The organism is Pseudoalteromonas sp. DL2-H2.2, assembly GCF_021532535.1.
Classification (GTDB): Bacteria; Pseudomonadota; Gammaproteobacteria; order Enterobacterales; family Alteromonadaceae; genus Pseudoalteromonas; species Pseudoalteromonas rubra_A.
The window spans coordinates 106,629-127,760 of sequence record NZ_JAKGBD010000014.1 but is presented as its reverse complement, the minus strand read 5'-3'; the positions used below and the strand labels follow the sequence as shown (position 1 = coordinate 127,760).

Below are 21,132 nucleotides of genomic sequence, written 5' to 3'. Positions count from 1 at the left end.
CCAGCGTAATACTTTGCGTGGCTGCGGTAGAACTGTTGCCTGCCGTATCCGTTTGTGTTGCTGACACGGTCAACGTGCCATTATTCAGGCCACTGACATCCAGCTCACTGCCGCTCAGCGTCCAGTTACCGGAGTTATCGGCGTTCACCGTACGACTTACCGAGCTGTTATTGTCCGTAATGGTCACTGTGACGCTATTGCCCGCATCCGCACCGGAACCGGCGATCAGCACATCATTATCTTCGGCCGCGTTAACAATGCCGTCGGTTTCAATCGGTGTGGTGATGGTCACGGCAGAAGGTGCGGCATTGTCCAGGGTAATGGTTTGCGTCGCTGCGGTGGACGTATTACCTGCCGTATCCGCTTGTGTTGCCGACACCGTCAAGGTGCCATTGTTCAGGCCGCTGACATCCAGCTCACTGCCGCTCAGCGTCCAGTTACCCGAGTTATCGGCGGTCACGGTGCGACTTACTGAGCTGTTGTTGTCCGTGATGGTCACGGTGACACTGTTGCCCGACTCAGCACCAGAACCAGCGATCAGCACATCGTTGTCTTCGGCCGCATTGACAATGCCGTCCGTCTCAATTGGTGTCGTGATGGTCACCGAAGAAGGCGCGGCATTGTCCAGGGTAATGGTCTGCGTGGCTGCAGTGGAAGTGTTGCCCGCCGTATCCGCTTGTGTTGCCGACACCGTCAAGGTGCCATTGTTCAGGCCACTGACGTCCAGCTCACTGCCACTGAGCGTCCAGTTGCCGGAGTTATCGGCGGTCACGGTACGACTGACTGATGAATTGTTATCCGTGATGGTGACGGTCACGCTGTTACCCGACTCAGCGCCAGAACCGGCAATGAGTACATCGTTGTCTTCGGCTGCGTTGACCAGTCCGTCGGTTTCTATCGGCGTGGTGATGGTCAGTGCTGAAGGCGCTGCATTGTCCAGCGTAATACTTTGCGTGGCTGCGGTAGAACTGTTGCCTGCCGTATCCGTTTGTGTTGCTGACACGGTCAACGTGCCATTATTCAGGCCACTGACATCCAGCTCACTGCCGCTCAGCGTCCAGTTGCCTGAGCTGTCTGCGGTCACAGTACGACTGACTGTTGAGTTGTTATCCGTGATGGTCACCGTCACACTGTTACCCGACTCCGCGCCGGAGCCGGCAATTAAGACATCATCGTCTTCCGCTGCGTTAACAATACCATCCGTTTCTATCGGTGTGGTGATGGTCAGTGCTGAAGGCGCTGCATTATCCAGCGTAATACTTTGCGTGGCTGCGGTAGAACTGTTGCCTGCCGTATCCGTTTGTGTTGCTGACACGGTCAAGGTGCCATTATTCAGGCCACTGACATCCAGCTCACTGCCGCTCAGCGTCCAGTTGCCTGAGCTGTCTGCGGTCACAGTACGACTGACTGATGAATTATTATCCGTGATGGTCACGGTGACACTGTTACCCGCTTCGGCACCAGAACCAGCGATCAGCACATCGTTGTCTTCGGCCGCATTGACAATGCCGTCCGTCTCAATTGGTGTCGTGATGGTCACCGAAGAAGGCGCGGCATTGTCCAGGGTAATGGTCTGCGTGGCTGCAGTGGACGTGTTGCCCGCCGTATCCGCTTGTGTTGCCGATACCGTCAAGGTGCCATTGTTCAGGCCACTGACGTCCAGCTCACTGCCGCTCAGCGTCCAGTTGCCTGAGCTGTCTGCGGTCACAGTACGAGTGACTGTTGAGTTATTATCCGTGATGGTGACCGTCACACTGTTACCCGACTCCGCGCCGGAGCCGGCAATGAGTACATCGTTGTCTTCGGCTGCGTTGACCAGTCCGTCGGTTTCTATCGGCGTGGTGATGGTCAGTGCTGAAGGCGCTGCATTGTCCAGCGCAATACTTTGCGTGGCTGCGGTAGAACTGTTGCCTGCCGCATCCGTTTGTGTCGCCGATACGGTTAACGTGCCATTGTTCAGGCCACTGACATCCAGCTCACTGCCGCTCAGCGTCCAGTTGCCTGAGCTGTCTGCGGTCACAGTACGACTGACTGTTGAGTTGTTATCCGTGATGGTCACGGTAACACTGTTGCCCGACTCCGCACCGGAACCGGCAATGAGTACATCATTGTCTTCAGCGGCATTGACTATCCCGTCCGTCTCAATCGGTGTCGTGATGGTCACCGCAGAAGGTGCCGCATTGTCCAGGGTAATGGTTTGCGTGGCTGCGGTGGAGGTGTTGCCCGCTGTATCCGCCTGGGTCGCTGATACGGTGAGTGTGCCATTGTTCAGGCCACTGACATCCAGCTCACTGCCACTCAGCGTCCAGTTACCGGAGTTATCTGCCGTCACGGTACGACTGACTGATGAATTGTTATCCGTGATGGTCACGGTAACACTGTTGCCCGACTCAGCACCGGAACCGGCGATCAGCACATCGTTGTCTTCGGCCGCATTGACAATGCCGTCCGTCTCAATTGGTGTCGTGATGGTCACCGAAGAAGGCGCGGCATTGTCCAGGGTAATGGTCTGCGTGGCTGCAGTGGACGTGTTGCCCGCCGTATCCGTCTGTGTCGCCGATACGGTTAACGTGCCATTGTTCAGGCCACTGACATCCAGCTCACTGCCGCTCAGCGTCCAGTTGCCTGAGTTATCGGCAGTCACCGTACGGCTCACCGAACTATTATTGTCCGTAATGGTCACTGTGACGCTATTGCCCGCATCCGCACCGGAACCGGCGATCAGCACATCATTGTCTTCGGCCGCGTTGACAATGCCGTCCGTCTCAATTGGTGTCGTGATGGTCACCGCAGAAGGTGCCGCATTGTCTAGCGTAATGCTTTGCGTCGCTGCGGTGGAGGTGTTACCCGCCGTATCCGCTTGGGTCGCTGATACGGTGAGTGTGCCATTGTTCAGGCCACTGACATCCAGCTCACTGCCACTCAGCGTCCAGTTGCCTGAGCTGTCTGCGGTCACAGTACGAGTGACTGTTGAGTTATTATCCGTGATGGTGACCGTCACACTGTTACCCGACTCCGCACCTGAACCTGCAATTAGGACGTCATTGTCTTCCGCGGCGTTCACGATGCCATCGGTTTCTATCGGTGTGGTGATGGTCAGTGCTGAAGGCGCTGCATTATCCAGCGTAATACTTTGCGTGGCTGCGGTAGAACTGTTGCCTGCCGTATCCGTTTGTGTTGCTGACACGGTCAACGTGCCATTATTCAGGCCACTGACATCCAGCTCACTGCCGCTCAGCGTCCAGTTGCCTGAGCTGTCTGCGGTCACAGTACGACTGACTGTTGAGTTGTTATCCGTGATGGTCACCGTCACACTGTTACCCGACTCTGCACCTGAACCTGCAATTAGGACGTCATTATCTTCAGCTGCGTTAACAAGGCCATCAGTTTCTATCGGTGTGGTGATGATCAAGGCCGAAGGTGCCGCATTGTCTAGCGTAATCGTCTGAGTCGCTGCTGTGGAGGTATTACCCGCCGTATCCGCTTGCGTGGCCGACACTGTCAGGGTGCCATTGTTCAGGCCACTCACGTCCAGCTCACTGCCGCTCAGTGTCCAGTTCCCTGAGCTGTCTGCGGTCACGGTACGACTTACCGAGCTGTTGTTATCCGTGATGGTCACCGTTACGCTGTTGCCTGACTCCGCGCCGGAGCCGGCAATTAAGACATCATTGTCTTCCGCTGCGTTCACGATGCCATCGGTTTCAATCGGTGTGGTAATAGTCAGTTCCGAAGGTGCCGCGTTATCCAGCGTAATCGTCTGAGTCGCTGCTGTGGAGGTATTACCCGCCGTATCCGCTTGCGTGGCCGACACTGTCAGGGTGCCATTGTTCAGGCCACTCACGTCCAGCTCACTGCCGCTCAGTGTCCAGTTCCCTGAGCTGTCTGCGGTCACGGTACGACTTACCGAGCTGTTGTTATCCGTGATGGTCACTGTCACGCTGTTGCCTGACTCCGCGCCGGAGCCGATAATTAAGACATCATTGTCTTCCGCGGCGTTCACGATGCCATCGGTTTCAATCGGTGTGGTGATGGTCAGTGCCGAAGGTGCCGCATTATCCAGTGTAATACTTTGCGTGGCTGCGGTAGAGCTGTTACCCGCCGTATCCGTCTGTGTCGCCGATACGGTTAACGTGCCATTGTTCAGGCCACTGACATCCAGCTCACTGCCGCTCAGCGTCCAGTTGCCTGAGCTGTCTGCGGTCACGGTGCGGCTGACTGTTGAATTGTTATCCGTGATGGTCACAGTAACGCTGTTACCCGACTCTGCACCAGAACCAGCGATCAGCACATCGTTGTCTTCTGCTGCATTAACAAGGCCATCGGTTTCTATCGGCGTGGTGATGGTCAGTGCCGAGGGTGCCGCGTTATCCAGCGTAATCGTCTGAGTCGCAGCAGTCGACGTGTTACCTGCCGTATCCGCCTGGGTGGCCGACACCGTTAACGACCCATTGTTCAGGCCACTGACATCCAGTTCACTGCCACTCAGTGTCCAGTTACCCGAGCTGTCAGCAGTCACCGTACGGCTGACCGAGCTGTTATTATCTGTGATGGTTACTGTCACACTGTTACCCGACTCAGCACCCGAACCGGCGATCAGCACATCGTTGTCTTCCGCCGCATTGACAATGCCATCCGTCTCAATCGGTGTGGTGATGGTCAATGCTGAAGGCGCCGCGTTATCCAGCGTAATGCTTTGCGTGGCTGCGGTAGAGGTGTTACCCGCCGTATCTGTCTGTGTGGCCGATACGGTTAACGACCCATTGTTCAGGCCACTGACGTCCAGCTCACTGCCGCTCAGCGTCCAGTTGCCTGAGCTGTCTGCAGTCACCGTGCGGCTTACCGTGCTGTTATTGTCCGTGATGGTCACGGTCACGCTGTTGCCCGACTCAGCGCCAGAGCCTGCAATTAAGACGTCATTGTCTTCTGCGGCATTGACAATGCCATCGGTCTCAATCGGGGTGGTGATGGCCAGTGCCGAAGGTGCCGCGTTATCTAATGTAATCGTCTGGGTCGCCGCGGTGGAGGTGTTGCCTGCCGTATCCGCCTGGGTGGCCGACACTGTCAATGTGCCATTATTCAGGCCGCTGACATCCAGCTCACTGCCACTCAGCGTCCAGTTACCTGAGCTGTCTGCGGTCACGGTGCGGCTGACTGTTGAATTGTTATCCGTGATGGTCACAGTCACGCTGTTACCCGACTCTGCACCAGAACCAGCGATCAGCACGTCATTGTCTTCGGCCGCATTGACGATCCCATCGGTTTCAATCGGGGTGGTGATGGTCAGTGCCGAGGGTGCCGCGTTATCCAGCGTAATCGTCTGAGTCGCAGCAGTCGAAGTGTTACCTGCCGTATCCGCCTGGGTGGCCGACACCGTTAACGACCCATTATTCAGACCACTCACATCCAGCTCACTGCCGCTCAGCGTCCAGTTGCCAGAGCTGTCTGCGGTCACAGTGCGACTTACCGAACTGTTATTATCCGTGATAGTCACGGTCACACTGTTACCCGACTCAGCGCCGGAACCTGCAATCAAGACGTCATTGTCTTCTGCGGCATTAACTACCCCATCAGTCTCAATCGGCGTGGTGATGGTCAGCGCTGAAGGCGCCGCGTTATCCAGTGTAATCGTCTGAGTCGCAGCAGTCGAAGTGTTACCTGCCGTATCCGCCTGGGTGGCCGACACCGTTAACGACCCATTGTTCAGGCCACTGACGTCCAGTTCACTGCCACTCAGCGTCCAGTTACCTGAGCTGTCGGCAGTCACCGTGCGACTCACCGAGCTGTTGTTATCTGTGATGGTGACCGTCACGCTGTTGCCCGACTCTGCACCTGAACCGGCGATCAGCACATCATTGTCTTCCGCCGCGTTAACAAGGCCATCGGTTTCAATCGGCGTGGTGATGGTCAATGCTGAAGGTGCCGCATTATCCAGTGTAATCGTCTGAGTCGCAGCAGTCGAAGTATTGCCTGCCGTATCCGCCTGTGTGGCCGACACCGTTAACGTGCCGTTATTCAGGCCACTGACGTCCAGCTCACTGCCGCTCAGCGTCCAGTTCCCTGAACTGTCTGCGGTCACGGTACGACTGACCGTTGAATTGTTATCCGTAATGGTCACCGTCACACTGTTGCCCGACTCAGCGCCTGAACCGGCGATCAACACATCGTTGTCTTCCGCGGCGTTGACGATCCCATCCGTTTCAATCGGGGTAGTAATGGTCAATGCTGAAGGCGCCGCGTTATCTAATGTAATCGTCTGAGTCGCAGCAGTCGAAGTGTTACCTGCCGTATCCGCCTGGGTGGCCGACACCGTTAACGACCCATTGTTCAAGCCACTGACGTCCAGCTCACTGCCACTTAGCGTCCAGTTACCTGAGCTGTCGGCAGTCACCGTGCGACTCACCGAGCTGTTGTTGTCTGTGATGGTCACCGTCACGCTGTTACCCGACTCAGCGCCAGAACCGGCGATCAGCACATCATTGTCTTCCGTCGCGTTAACAATGCCATCAGTTTCTATAGGCGTGGTGATAGTAACAGCGGAAGGTGCTGCATTATCCAAGGTGATACTTTGTGTCGCAGCACTAGAGGTATTGCCAGCGGTATCCGTTTGGGTCGCTGACACCGTCAGGGTGCCATTGTTCAGACTGCTGACATCAAGTTCGCTGCCACTCAGCGTCCAGTTACCAGAGCCGTCTGCGGTCACGGTACGACTGACTGTTGAATTGTTATCCGTGATGCTCACGGCCACACTGTTGCCCGACTCAGCACCTGTACCAGCAATCAACACATCATTATCTTCTGCTGCATTGACGATACCATCCACTTCAATCGGCGTGGTAATGCTGACTGCGCTTACACTGGTATCCACAGTAACAGACAAGCCGGAACCATCTGCGGTATTCCCTGCGGTATCCGTCGTTCGAGCTGTCATAGTGTGTGTGCCTGCTGATAAAGCAGACGTTGTGATAGTCCAGGTACCTAAAGTGGCAGTGCCGGTGCCCACAGTACCATCAATGCTTGAAATCAGCGTGATCGCGCCACCATTTGGACCTGAGCCAGTAAATGTCGCGGTCGTATCATTGGTCACGTTATCCGTATTGGATGTACCTGTATCACTGCTTGCATCCAGATCCGGTGTGCCCGGCGCTGAAGGGGCGGTTGTGTCTATCGTCACATTCAGACTACTCGATGCTGAACTTTCGTTACTGCTTGCATCGGTAGCTTTTGCAGTGATGGCGTGCGTTACACCGGCAGTCAGTGCACTGGTGGTAATTTGCCAATTGCCGCCTGTTGCCGTACCAGTTCCGATTACGGTTGTACCACCGCCTTCCTGATCGCTATACAATCTAACCGTTGAACCGCTTTCAGCTGTACCACTGAATGTTGGTGTCGTGTCATTGGTGTTATTGTCACTATCAGAAGTACCTGTATCGGATGCGGCGTCAAGATCTGGCGTTGATGGCGCATTAGGTGCTACATCATCATTCACTGTGATAGTAAACGCCTTTTGGAATGTCGTTGTAGAGTCACTGGTTTGCAAACAAACCACATAGCTTCCTGCCGATAACGCGGCTTGCGTTTCAAGGTTTGAACCATTGATCTGGAAACTACCGTTGTTGGTATCTGCGCTACAGGTGCCATTCGCACTGGCTCCGCTACTGACAATCGTATACGTATGACTGTCACTGGTATCAGGATCTGTGGTACTCAAAGTACCAATATTTGCACCTGCGCCAGTCGCTGACTGATTGATTGACGCCGTATCCAGACTAATATCGGTTGGATCATCATTTTGCGCAGTAATGGTAACAGATGCCTGATTAGTGCCCGTACTATTTGCAGTACCATCATTAAAGGTATAATCGAGCGTTACAGATGCCGGTGGCGCTTCTGAGCTGTTCTGATAAGTGATATTTTGCAACACCGAATCAACGATCGCGGAGGTCGCACTGGTGTTGAACGTCAATACTAAAGTACCCGACGAATTGGTTGTTACCGTACCGACTGTCGTTGAATTATAAGTGAAGGTACTGCTCTCGGTAAGCGTGCCCAACAGGCCATTATTAGCAAAGACATCCTGTGAGCTGGCGCCGCCATTTCGGGCAATCGTCAGGGTTGCATTGTTATAATTACCCGCACCGCTGTCTAGTGCATCCAGTTCGGTATCTGCAACAACAACGTCTGAATCAATAATAACGGCTGAACCGTTTTCAGTGAACGTCTGGCCGCCATTCAGATTACTGAAGGTCGGTACATTGTTTGGTGAGATAAAGGTAATATCAGTATTGGCACCATTATCCGCCACAGTAAAATCAAGTGAACTGGCTGGCGCATTTGAGAGCGTTATTGCCACTTCAACAGCGCTGAAGTCAGTCGCATCAGTATCCACCTGCAGCGTGCTCGTGCCGTTAAAGCGAACATTACTGGTTGTCAGGCCCGTGACACTATTGATAGTAATAATGTCACCCACACTCAAGTCTGTGATGGTGTCCCCATTAAGATCCGACGCGTCGCCAACAAAATTATCATTGCCCGCGTTACCTGTCATTGAGTCTGTACCACCGCCTGGGCGGATGGTATCGGTTCCGCTACCACCTGTGATGGTGTCGTTACCGTCAAAGTCAGTGGCGGTCATATTAATGGTATCACCGCTGAGCGCGCTAGCATTCAGCGTAATTCCACCGGCAAGCGCAAAGCCCAAAGCATTAGAGATAGTGACTGAGTTACCATTGGAGTCAAAGTTATCAGTCAGGGTAATAGTGAAAATGTTATTGGTGCCAATCGCCAGGTTTTCGATTTCAGAGACGCTAGTACTACCAAAGTTAAACGTGCCCCCATCCATCAGTTTTAGGGTTTCGGATCCCGCAGCACCTGTGATTGCTGTAGTAAAATTATTTGCTACATTTGCCGCATCAATGGAAACCGTTGCACCACTGGCCAGTGACAAGGTACCAATATTGGTAAAGCCACCACTGGTCACATCAGCGCCATCAGAAGCGCTGACAGTATCACCAGTCGTTGCGTCACCTGTAAGCGAGCCATTAAAGGCACTTCCGGCAATATCAAATGTAATGGCGTCGTTGGACGCTGTCGCGTCAATCGTCGCTGACGCATTGGTCACTGTGATAGTACGGCTGTTAGTACTGTCATCGTTAACCGAGTAAGTCTCTATACCCGTTAACGTTGTAAGGTTACCGTCTCCGGAGATTGTGATGGTTTCCGACCCTGCCGCCGTGACAGTACCGCTAAAAGACGCATTTTGCGCAGGCGTCATCGTCACTGATGCGCCGCTGGCTAAAGTCAGGTTAACTATGTTTGCAAGCGTACCACCCGAAATATTAGCCCCAGAAGACAACGACAAAGTATCTGCCGTTGTTCCATCACCGGTCAGCGTGCCAGTATAACTGAGCGTCCCCACGTTAAATGTCACGGCATCAGTAGAAGACGATGCCGTCACAGAAGTGCCTGCGGCCGCAACGGTCACTGTACGGCTATTAGTCGAAGAGTCACCGACCGAGAAACTCTCTACATTGGCAAGAGTGGTAAAGTCACCATCCCCTGAAATATTGATAGTTTCAGTACCAGCCGCGGTAATTGTGCCACCAAAGAGTGCTGGCTGAGAGGCGGTCATAGAGACGCTGGCCCCACTGGCTAATGTCAGGTTTTCAAAGTTAGATACCGTCGCACCCGCAATACTGGCACCAGAACTCATTGATAAGGTATCTGTGCCACCGGCAGCATTCAAAGTACCCGTTGCTGTCAATGCGACTATGTCGATAGTATCGTTGCCACTGCTACCAGTGACGTTTTGCCCGGCAGAACTCAACGTGATACTGTTCGCGGCGCCCAAAACATAGGTTTCAATTGCGCTCGCAGCCGTCAGTCCGTCGGTTGCTGCGGAGATAGTAATACTTTCCGTTGCAGTACCAGTAACTGTGCTAAAGGCATCATGCTGCGCCTCAGTCATAGTTACGGATGCATTGGCATCCACTGTTAACGTCTCAAAACCACTTACGGTCGCACCGGCAATACTGGCACCATTGCCCAGCTGTAATACATCGGTTCCGCCACTGCCCGTCAATGTACCCGTTGCCGTCAACGACCCGGTTGCCACAGTATCAGCCGAGCTACTGCCCGTCACATTTTGTGAAGCACCACCCAATGTAAAGGTGAACCCGGCACCCAGCACATACGTTTCAATGTCGGCATCACCGGAAATCGCTCCATCGCCATCAGCACTGCTGAGTGTAAATTGATTGGTCCCCGCGCCATTAATGGTGGTAAACGATTCATGCTGAGATTCGGTCAGCGTGATGGATGCACCGCTATCCGGTGTCAGCGTCTCAAAGCCACTCAGGGATGTTAGGTTTGCGAGGTTTGTGCTGGTTGGCACAGATAGGATATCTGTTCCCGTACCTCCACTGGCCGTTGAACCTGATACATGGCTGGCATCCGCAATAGTCAGGGTTTCGTCCCCTCCCGCAAACGTAATAGCCGGGCTTAGATTTGTGCCATTGCTGGTATTAAAGCCCGCAGCTGTAGAGCTTGCTGCCGTGACATCCGTGACACTAACGGTGGCTGTACGCGACGTACTACTCGCAGACCCATCGTTGATAACCACTGTCACTGTACGTGCAGTCTCGTTTGGCGTACTTGAGGTATTGTTATAGGTGATGGCCTGCAGGAAAGTTGTGACTTCGGCTGGTGTCGCCGTTGCGCCCGTAATTGAAATGGTGTCCTGCAAGGTAATATCGGATGCACCCGACACACCAGTCAGGGCATTTTGCGCTGCAGCTGTTACATTCAGGCCTTCGGATGCGCCATCCTGATCATTGGTCAATGAAATTGTTATGGTTGTTATGGTATCACTGTCTGCATCCGTTGCAGAAGCGCTGCTGGCAATGTTAACCGCACCGCTGCCTTCAGAAAAACTAGCGCTGCTGTCATTACTGCCACTACCTGTATCCAGATCGACAACAGGGGTTGTATTGGCGGTAGTAAAATTAAAGGTGGTGTCGTCACTGATCCCCGTGAAGGCATTGCTGGATGTATCTGTTACCGCTCCAGAGTCAATACGGATAGCGTATGTCCGGTTGCCGGTTAAATTACTGGTTGGATTCAGGTAGACCTTATCACTGGTAATACTTACCCGACCAGACCCCGGCGTGGTGGTCGTGCCATCACTTTCGCTGGCAACATCAAATACTTCAAAGTCGCTACTGTCGGTGACGTTACGAATGGTGATATTACCCGTGCTCAGTGCAATGTTTTCGTCAAAGGCGATAACAATGTCACTACTGACTGAAACATCCGTTGCGTTGTCATTGGGAGTCGAGCTTCCACTGACAAAAACAGGCGCCGTTGAATCGGACGCAGTTGCATCATCCAGCGTGATGTTTTGTATTGCAAAGCGTGAATCATAAGCACTGGCGGGATCGGTATCCGGAAACGTAATGATTAAAGTATCAATGTCTTGCCAGAGCGCATTATTAAAATCACTAGTACGCGTAAAGCTAAAACTCGTACCTACTCCTGGCCCAACCGGGGGGGTTAAGTCAACCGTAACCGTTTGCGCACTATCTTTGAAGCCGGTAAACCGCACCCGGTGTTCTGCATCAGTTGCAGTGGCGCGCACAAAGGTAATGCCATCAAAACTAAAGTGTGTGCCTGAATTCTCCAGAAGTTTATAGCCTTTATCAGTGGCGCTGGCCCCTGAATTACCGATAAAACCGGCTGCATAAAACGAGCTGAACGCCACAGCAAAGCTCTCTGCCGTATAATTGTCCGCACTCTCACCACCATCCAGAATAAAAGTAACTGTCCCGGCAGAATCCAGAGAAATATCTGCCACACCATTGGAGCCGTCCCTTACATCAGCGGGCGTACCTGAACCTGTTGAGTAGTCCAGTGTTTTTTGGCCTGCCCAGATATTGCCGGAAAACAACGCTGCCGATATACCTGCTGATGTGACAGCAGTTGCAACTTTACTTAATCTCATTTTACTACTCCGTTAATTTACCTGGTCCAGTGACACTTTATAGTTTTAACATCTACTTCCATAACGTAAAACGGGCTGACACGCTCTAGCCAGCCCTGATCAACCACTAGTTAACTGCGCGGTGGGAATACACCTTCTGTAGCCATAAGCCAGTTAACCGGCAATACCGGGTTTAATATGTTCAACGGTGAAGAGCCGCCTGTATTGGTAACCGTCACCGTACCTCCTGCTGAACCGCCACCAGATACTGTCAACCCTTCAATATCAGTGAGGTTTGCCGACTCAAAGCCTGCTTTAAAGAAACCGTCACTATTATTTGCTGCTATATAAGAGCTGCTATCTGGGGTCTTAGTATTAGCTGTATTAGTTGCTACCTGCAGCGTGCCGCTTACTGGGTTTGCACCACCAAGCGGAGTAAAAATTGCCGTGTGTGAGTGCGCAGGCATGTGAACAATATCAATACCTACCAGCTCAGTACCTAGCATCGCACCTTGACGATAATCCATCCCGCCAGGTCGTGTACCAGCACCCACCGGGCTGCGACCACGTAAGTCTGGTAAAGCCATGGTCGTGCGCGCATCACCACCATAAATAGTCCCGATTAAAGCGAACAACGCCTGATTTTGTGAAATTGCCATGGTCTGGCCTAAACACATTGCAAAGTTTCTGATTGTAAAAGCACCGCCGAAGGTACCCATTGAGCCAATATACGGGTCAGTAGACATATGAATTCCTCTCTAATTCGTAAACATACCCTTAAACGATAAACGCTCAGTACCACTAAAATTCACTCAGTGATTTATCGACTTGTTGCGATTAGTTCGCACCTACTACTTCAGTTACTACTTTGCCTGAACGGCATACATCTATTGCAGAGCTATCATTGCTCGGACTAATCAGGATTTCCTTCTGGTAAATGGGCGGTAAAAACGGGAGGGATAAAAAACTCGGGCAACTGCACTCTGCGCGCCTCGCCGCTCAAGACCTTGTCAAGGCAGATTGTACCGATATCATTAATGCTGATATTGAGCTCAGCCGGATCATCGCTGTCTGCAAAACGCCAGTATAATTCTGTGGTTTTATAACGTAAGAGTGCCATTAACGGGTAACCGTCAAATTCGCTGGGGCTATCGCAGAACCTTTCGTGACAGTCAACGAGCTTCTGTTCTCCCAAAAACTGGACTAACAAGCTTCCCATTCCGGGTACTTCCAAAATACTGCTCTCGCCCTGTGCGACAACTATCTCGCCAGTGCCTTCAACTTTCGCAATACGCTGTCCTTCACCACTTGGTACATCGCCTCCGTTATAAGGAAACAGCGTAAGATCATAACCATATCGGTTGGTCAGATTGATCTTTATATTCATATCTATCTCGCTTCTGAGTTAAAGTTCAGAGCATAGTTAGAAATGCAGGATAATAAGTACATCGGCTGGGCCACTCACAAGTCCTTCTCAACTAAGCTACCATTGTAAAATTTAGTACAAAGGTATCGGTTTGCAATTGATATACCTCAATCAAAACACTTAATTTTTAGCCTCTACATTCTGCCTTCAGATGAGGCTGCTACTTCTAATCCAGGTTCCAGTCCAAACAAAATTGCAAACCGGTAGCCATCAAAAATACCTTGCTCGGTCAATATCGTATCCAGGCGTATAGCACCATCAACCGTTTTAACTAACAACCCTTTGATTCGGTCGAGTTCCAGAATCGTACCAGGCTTAATACCCACCAACTTACATTCCATGCTGCTGGCCTGCATAAGCTGAAGCATACCTTCACGAAACTTAAAGCGGGCGCCGCCCAGTTCAGCATTGGCTGCACGCGCCAGGTTGACAATCTCAGTACTGGTATGGTGTCGCCAGTCAACTAATAAATCTTCCACCTGAACATGCGCTGCATAGCGAGGTTCGCACTGCTCGCCATCCATTTCGATGTATTCTTTTTGTTCTTGCCAGTTCAAAGTCCCTGCGGCCTGCTGCTGAGCAAATTGCTCGAGCAAAGCGGGCACTGCCTGGGCTATTTTCTGGTGAAAGCACTGTGAGGTATCAAAAGGATGCACCGGTAAATCAATGTGCGTTGCAGTATCGCCTGTATCGAGCTGCTCCGCGACTTTGTGTAACGTCAACCGGATGGTATCCGCACCATTTTTAAGTTGCCAGAACACAGGCATTGGGCCGCGATAATCGGGCAACGCACTGGGGTGAATGTTAAGTACATCACCGGCAAAAAAGTCTATCAGCTTGGCGCGAAGCTTATGTTTAAACAAATAGGCTATACCACTGTTTGCGCCCAGTCTGTCGAGATCGGCAATCAGGGCGTCGTCAGATTCTGTTTTATATTGCAACATAGGGATTTGATGGTGGTGCAAAAAGCGCTGTAACTGAACAAGATCCGGATTAGGTTCCGCTTCAATCAACACCACACAACTAAGCTGGCCTCTTTGCAATAGGTACTGCACAGCGGCCAGGCATAAGCAACTGCCGCTGAACAACGCATATTTCACTTCCATGGTCATCTCCTAAGCCTTGACCGGAACAAACCCAGGCATGCCGCTGAGCTGATAGTAGAATTGCACTGTGTCGCCGCTATTGGCCACAAAATGCGTATGTTCAAGCTCTCGAGGTCGGGCATCAACATAGAAGTTCATATCGGGTTTTGGGTGCGTAATGCCTGAGTCGTATTGATCCAGTCCTTCTTCGCCAAACGTGTTGATTTGGGCATAAATCGCCAGAATACGAGTCGACATATCCTCAACGCCAGTTGGTAGTGTAATTGCATTCGCTGCAACGACCCGAATGTCATCATCAAGCTCTATCTCTGTCATTTCTAACAGCGCAGACTTATCAATACGCATCAGCTCGCCCAGTTCAACGCGCTCGTTTAAAGCACTGTCACGTAAGTGATCGGAGTGGCAGTATTCGGCGTCTTTCCATTGCTGATTATATTCTGTTTCGCCATGGATCATCATGCCTTTAATCGATACAGAGCGTGGTATCATCCAGCCATCAAGCGTCAGAAATTTAACTAAGTGCTTTGCAATGGCCAGCTGCCCTTCTCGGGTAAACCCATGTTGCATGGCTTCCAGCACCAGCAGATCAACGGCCTGCTCTGGCTCATATACCGTGGCATCTTCTTCAATGATATCTGCGACAAACTCACCTAACTGCAAGTCATCAATCAGCTGTTTTAGCGTGACGATGGCACCAGGATGAGTATCTATGAATAGCACCTTAATTTGCTCGTGGTTAAACTCGTTCTGATTTTTGTAGTAGCTGAGCAAAGGTAGTATCAAAGGCGCAAATGGGCCACAAGCAGGATATAAAATAGTGACGGAGTCCTTATGAGACAGCATGCCCCGTATTGCTTTATCAATGCCTTTTGCATATCCCTGAATGCGGTATATATCCCTTATCGTGTTACGGCTATTATAAGGTGACATAATAAGACCGGTCGGCGAAATATACTGACGCGTCAATAATTCTTCACTGAGTTCTGCCATCGACATTGACTGCAAGGCATGTTCGTACATCGCTTCAAAAGCTGCTGTAAGTTGCGCGTGAGTCGCTTGCGTGGTGCTGAATATTAGCGCCATCGCCTCTACAAAGCTCTGGGTAAGCGCCTGTTGTCTTTGTGCGGTGGTGAGCTTGGCCTTAAGCAGTGATTCAAGTTGATTTCGGACGGTATGTTTTAAGAGTTGGTCTATTTTTGGATCGGCATAATCTGTCACTGACACATTACGCATCTGATGTTTTTCCATCGGGCGCTACCTAAGTATGATATTTCCGTGATTACAAGGCGTTACCTGACATACTTTGATGCCATACGTAACGCCTGTCAGCGTTCACTGTTCAGTCTAGTTGAGTGTTGACAATTTGCGAGTATCAATATTAAAAACCCACTTTCTGTCGTTCAGTTTGCCCCCTGACACGAGGATATGCTGGGTACCATCCAGTGATCTGTAAAGTGGCTTTTTGCCCAACCGAGAACGGCCGTATGAGTACAAGAAAGCGCCATTATTATTGAATACTTTGATGCTAGCCGTACCCATTTCAAGAATATGAATGTGGCCATGGGTATCCAGTGTAATTTTTTTAGGTCCGTTTAATTGGGTGTCTACTTCAGTACCAAACTCGCCGATCTCTGTGAGTTTATCACCATAAAAGTTTGCCACAGTGACAGAATGCTGCCCTCTTTCAATGAGGTAAAGCAACTGCTGATTTGGCTCAATGGCAAAATCGTTAAGACTGCTAAACCCTTGCGGTAATTTAATCGTTCCGCTAGGGTTACCGGACAAATCAAACACGTTTATCTCACTGCGCGTTTCAAAATAAACAAAAATGTTTGCGTTATAGCGTCTCGCCACTGCGGGTTTTAAGGTGATTTGCACAGCATCGCCGTTTGGAGATTCGATTGAGACTTTCGGCGCTTTAATCGCCAACGTGTCGAGCAGTTCACTACTTAAACGTTGCGTATCCTGCTCTGAAAATGTAAATGAAGTGCTATTAGCGGCAAGTGCAGTGACTGGCAATACGCCACTCGCACATAAGTATGAGCTTGTTTTTAGAAAAGTACGACGTTCCATCTTTATACACCATTAGCGACCGAAAAACTGGTTTATTATTACAAACTACTGAATAATTAGATATTACACTATATTACACCACAAGCAACATATACCAATTAAGTACTGGAATATGCCAAAAACGTAATAATTTAGCACTTTCTCTTGGTAATTTATCCCAATACTAAGCCAGAAGCATTTGACCCTCTATTGATAATCGGTGAAGATTACCGGCAAGAACAACAGCATGTTTCAGACCAATCAGTAACTATTGAAATTGTTGAAATTTACTCATGCTATGAGGTGAGTATGCAGTAATGCTTACGATCTTCATCTTAGTGAAACCTGTCTGATGTCAAATAAACGATACTGTGGGCAAGGATGTTGAAAAAACATTGTAATAATCGTAATTCTTAACAATAATTTAGAGCTTAAGTTCGAGCCCTGTTAACAAATTAGATAAAAACAAAATACTATGCCACTAACTCAATTTTCTGATCCTTATATCCAGGATCGCTTTCAGTCGACTCAATATGAGCTCATCCACAAAATCGGTGAAGGCGGCTTTGGTAAGGTCTATAAAGCGAAGAATAAAAACACCGATCAGATCGTGGCAATCAAGTTCCTGGCACTTGAACCACATCTGGACGAAGCCAAGAAGCACCGTTATGTGGAGCGATTTAAACGCGAAACCACTCTGAGCAGCCAGTTGCAGCACCCCCATATCGTGAGACTGCTGGACAAAGGCCAGGTTGATGAAAACCTGCTATACGGTGTGTTTGAGTATGTGGAGGGTCAATCCCTGCGCGAGCACCTGATCCAGGAAGGCGCGTTGGACGCAGTAGACGCAACCGACATTATGTTGCAGGTGCTCGACGCACTGATCCATGCGCACAAACAAGGCATCATTCATAGGGACATCAAACCTGCGAATATCATGCTGACTCAGGCTGGTGCCAAAACCTATGCAAAGATTCTCGACTTTGGTATTGGTACGCTTAGCCAGGAAAACCGCCATCAGGACTTTGCGACACTCACACTCACGCAAGAAACCCTGGGTACGCCTTCTTACAGCGCCCCCGAGCAATTACGCGGTGAGCCTGCGTCTGCCAAAACTGATATCTATGTATGGGGCCTGGTATTTTTAGAATGTCTGACGGGGTTACCTGCCGTAACCGGCTCTAGTATTGCCTCGATTTATCACAAGCAATTGAGCGATGTTCATATTCCGCTACCAAGCGCCCTGCTAGGCCACCCATTATCCGGATTACTACGCCGCGTATTACAAAAAAATGCAACTGAGCGAGTCATTTCTGGTCAAGAGGCGTTTGCTGAACTTAACTCCATGAACGTCTCTAACCTGGTTGGCGTGCTGGCAGATGTGCATGCGCAACATGGTTACGATGATGCAACCGTAGTGTTGCGCACCGATGATCCAGCCCACCCGGGTCAGCAGGATTACACAACACTGACAGAGCGTAAGCAAATCACCGTAATGGCGTTAAGACTGAGTGCCAAAATATTGGATGAAAACGCCAAAGATCTGGATGTCATAGACACTCTGTTTAAGTCGCAGCGTAACACCTGTATCGATATTGCGACCCGTTTTGGTGCCTACCATGTAGGCAACCTCGCCGATACCGCGTTATTCTATTTCGGTTATCCTGTCGCCAGCGACAACGACACCCGACTGAGCGCACGTACCGCACTGGATGTGATCAGTGAGCTCGGTAAGCGTAATGCGCTGATGCAAGAAGCCCACGGCGTGCAACTTAACGCCCATATTGGCCTGCATTCAGGCATTTTTGTGACTTACGCCAACGCGGTACCAGAAGGACACATCGCCAATACAGCAATGCAGCTCGCGCGTCTTGCTGGTGAACGACAAATTTTGTGTACCGCAGAGTCACGCGCCATCCTTGAGCCTTACAGTGAGTTCGATTATTTCGACAATATGCAGCTGGGGATGGCGTTTGAACAGCAAGCCATTTATAACCTGAAAGGCGAAAAACGCGTCGAAGCTTTTGGCTTTATGCGTGGTACACGCCATCACCACAAGCTCATCGGTCGTCAGAGCGAGCTGGACAAAACCCTGTCTATCATTAATAACGAACAACAAACCACCCGGGTTGCCCATATTTACGGTGAAGCCGGCATTGGTAAATCGCGCTTACTGCAAGAAATTCGTGCCAACGCCGGTAAATACCAGCACCTGGTTGCCCAGTGTTTACCCGAGCACCAGAACAATGCGCTCTACCCTATTCTAACGCTGGTACGTTACCTGTTTAATACCAGCAACCTCAGCAATACCGAGGTCATAGACCTGTTTGTATCGCTGCTAAATGAACAGGACAGCTCACTCAGTACAGAGACCATTTTGCCAATCCTGCTGGTCTGGCTGAACATCGAATTGCCAGAAGACATGCAGCCGTCGTCACTGGCACCGGACGCACAAAAAGAGTTACTGTTCAAAGGCCTGAGTGCCCTGCTGCTGTCACACAAATTCAGCCTCAGTAACCACAAGCTATACATCATTGAAGACATTCACTGGGCGGACTCCACCACCTTAGAATTTATTCATCATTTTGCCGAGAACCTTAGTGATGGCAGCGTGCTGATCAGCACCTCGCGCCAGCCTAAGCCAGACAGCCTGCACGACCTGACATTGCTGGAGCTGGAGTTACATAAGCTCACCGCCAAAGCAACCGAAGATTTCATCGAGCAACTGTTCGAAGGCAAAGCCGTTTCGAAAAACGTACGCGACATCCTGGTCAGCCGCACCGACGGCATCCCACTGTTTATCGAAGAGCTGGTTGATATGCTGAAACAAAAAGCACTGGTCAGCGAGCAAAGCGGCGAAGTCAATTTCGTCAGCCCGGATAAACTCGATCAGGTCCCCAGCAGCCTGCGCGAATCGCTACAGCAAAAACTCGACAGCCTGGTACACGCTAAGGAAACCGCACAACTCGCCGCCACCATAGGCCGCGAATTCGAATACGACCTGCTCGTCGCCGCGTCATCACTCAGCGAAGATCAGATCCAAAACGACTTGAATGAGCTGATCGAGAAAGACCTCATCATTCAACAACGCCGAGTTGAGAATGACAGTTATATCTTTAAACACGCGCTGGTGAGGGACGCGGCTTATGGGAGTATGTCAACTGATCACTTAAAAGGGTTTCACAAATCGGTCGCAGATACATTAATTAAGTACTTCCCTCAAAAATCAGCTCAGTTCCCTCTCTCAATTGCTAAGCACTTTGCAAGTGCTGAGCTATATGAAGAGGCCGTCAACTACGGAAATATAGCTATTGGGGATTTAGGAAGAATATCTTTTAACTTCGAAGCAATCGAACTCAGTTCATATATCTCTAGCTGGGTTGATAAAGTACAAATTCCTCAAAATAGAGCTGCATTACAACTTAAAATAAACAATACATTATTACCAATCAGGACTATGTTTGACGGTTGGGGAAGCCATGTAATACACGATTTAGCCAATCAAAACATAAGCTTGATAGAAAGTATTGAAGAGCCATCGCACATCATCTCCATGGAAACACTTAAAGCATGTAAGGAAAAAGCTCTATGGACAAACTTGTTTTATTTTCATCTTCAAGCAAACCGTCAAAAGGCAAGGTTATTAGGTGAAGAACTACTAGAATATGCTCTCAATGAGAAAAACCGCCAATTTGAATTAACAACCCGCACATTACTTGGTCAAGCATGCTTTTTTGATGCTGACTTCGAGATTGCAAAAACGCACTTTGAAACAGTATTGTCGCTCTACGACGAGCAAAAGGATTCCAAGCTTTTCATGGAATTCGCAATAGATCCTTATCTATTTTCCTCTGGAAATCTGCTCTGTATAGAATCCTTGATGGGCGCTCACTGTAAAAGTGAGCGCTACCTGCAACTATGTATGCGCTATGCAAAAGCAACTGATAACATCGCCAACATAATTACAGCTTATACGTTCGGCACGTGCATGTATTATGTATTTGGCTCGAAAGAGAAGATGAAACAATCGACACAAGAGGCGTTTGATATTTACGGGGACAAAATCAAAAGCGCATGGGTTCATCGATATTTTCTTATAATGAGGGATTGGGGCCATGATGGATATGAAACTGCAGAAAAAATAGTCCAAGAAGAACTTGCAGGAGGCCAAAGTGGATTTCTTTCTTGGTATGAACCTTCGTTAGCCGAAACTTATATCAGCACCAAACAGTATGAGAAAGCGATTAACTTACTCTCAGAGTCAATAAACAGACAACAACAATCCAATGAAGTCTGTATTTTACCTATTGCGCTTCGGTTACTTGCAAAAGCGACTCACTTGCAAAAGAACACTCAGAACCAGCAAAGTGAGATCTTATTTGAAAAAGCGCTAACACTGTCTAGAGAACATAAAACAGAATGGCTGATAACCCTAATAATTAACGATATGCTAATGCTCGGGTATGGAAACAGTGAACTATTAGAAAGTCAAATATCAGCATTAAAGTCTACTAACAACTTTAATGCTGAAAGTGTAACTGAATTACTTAACGATAACTTTTAAGGAGTTAACC

Annotated in this window: 7 protein-coding genes; 1 reads left to right on the top strand and 6 read right to left on the bottom strand. The window is 50.0% G+C overall.

Annotation, left to right across the window (positions count from 1 at the left end):
• The 6 genes from L1285_RS19720 to L1285_RS19695 form a co-directional block, all read right to left on the bottom strand.
• A partial coding sequence (locus L1285_RS19720) for a beta strand repeat-containing protein (protein ID WP_235413921.1) occupies nt 1–11,995 on the bottom strand: 11,995 nt, incomplete at its 3' end.
• A gap of 110 nt (nt 11,996–12,105) precedes the next feature.
• On the bottom strand, nt 12,106–12,720 hold the full coding sequence (locus L1285_RS19715; protein ID WP_235413920.1) for a phage tail protein: 615 nt from the start codon (nt 12,718–12,720) through the stop codon (nt 12,106–12,108).
• Between the two features lie 167 nt (nt 12,721–12,887).
• Nucleotides 12,888–13,361 (bottom strand): hypothetical protein, encoded by a 474-nt coding sequence (locus tag L1285_RS19710; protein WP_235413919.1) that lies wholly within the window; start codon nt 13,359–13,361, stop codon nt 12,888–12,890.
• A 173-nt stretch (nt 13,362–13,534) separates the two neighbouring features.
• Nucleotides 13,535–14,506 (bottom strand): methionyl-tRNA formyltransferase, encoded by a 972-nt coding sequence (locus L1285_RS19705; protein ID WP_235413918.1) that lies wholly within the window; start codon nt 14,504–14,506, stop codon nt 13,535–13,537.
• Between the two features lie 9 nt (nt 14,507–14,515).
• Entirely contained in the window at nt 14,516–15,754 is a 1,239-nt protein-coding gene (locus tag L1285_RS19700; protein WP_235413917.1) for a hypothetical protein, read from the bottom strand.
• A gap of 96 nt (nt 15,755–15,850) precedes the next feature.
• The gene (locus L1285_RS19695) at nt 15,851–16,579 is read right to left on the bottom strand and encodes a hypothetical protein (protein WP_235413916.1); all 729 of its coding nucleotides are present in this window, start codon (nt 16,577–16,579) and stop codon (nt 15,851–15,853) included.
• Nucleotides 16,580–17,033: 454 nt separating this feature from the next.
• On the opposite strand from L1285_RS19695, the gene L1285_RS19690 reads away from it, so the two are divergent.
• Nucleotides 17,034–21,122 carry a TOMM system kinase/cyclase fusion protein gene (locus tag L1285_RS19690; RefSeq protein WP_235413915.1) on the top strand — a complete coding sequence of 1,363 codons (4,089 nt, stop codon included), beginning with the start codon at nt 17,034–17,036 and terminating at the stop codon, nt 21,120–21,122.
• Nucleotides 21,123–21,132 lie beyond the last annotated feature (10 nt).

Coding starts and splice junctions, on each gene's coding strand:
- L1285_RS19695 (WP_235413916.1), bottom strand. CDS start 16,579: ATGGAACGTCGTACTTTTCTAAAAACAAGCTCATACTTATGTGCGAGT.
- L1285_RS19715 (WP_235413920.1), bottom strand. CDS start 12,720: ATGTCTACTGACCCGTATATTGGCTCAATGGGTACCTTCGGCGGTGCT.
- L1285_RS19710 (WP_235413919.1), bottom strand. CDS start 13,361: ATGAATATAAAGATCAATCTGACCAACCGATATGGTTATGATCTTACG.
- L1285_RS19705 (WP_235413918.1), bottom strand. CDS start 14,506: ATGGAAGTGAAATATGCGTTGTTCAGCGGCAGTTGCTTATGCCTGGCC.
- L1285_RS19700 (WP_235413917.1), bottom strand. CDS start 15,754: ATGGAAAAACATCAGATGCGTAATGTGTCAGTGACAGATTATGCCGAT.
- L1285_RS19690 (WP_235413915.1), top strand. CDS start 17,034: ATGCCACTAACTCAATTTTCTGATCCTTATATCCAGGATCGCTTTCAG.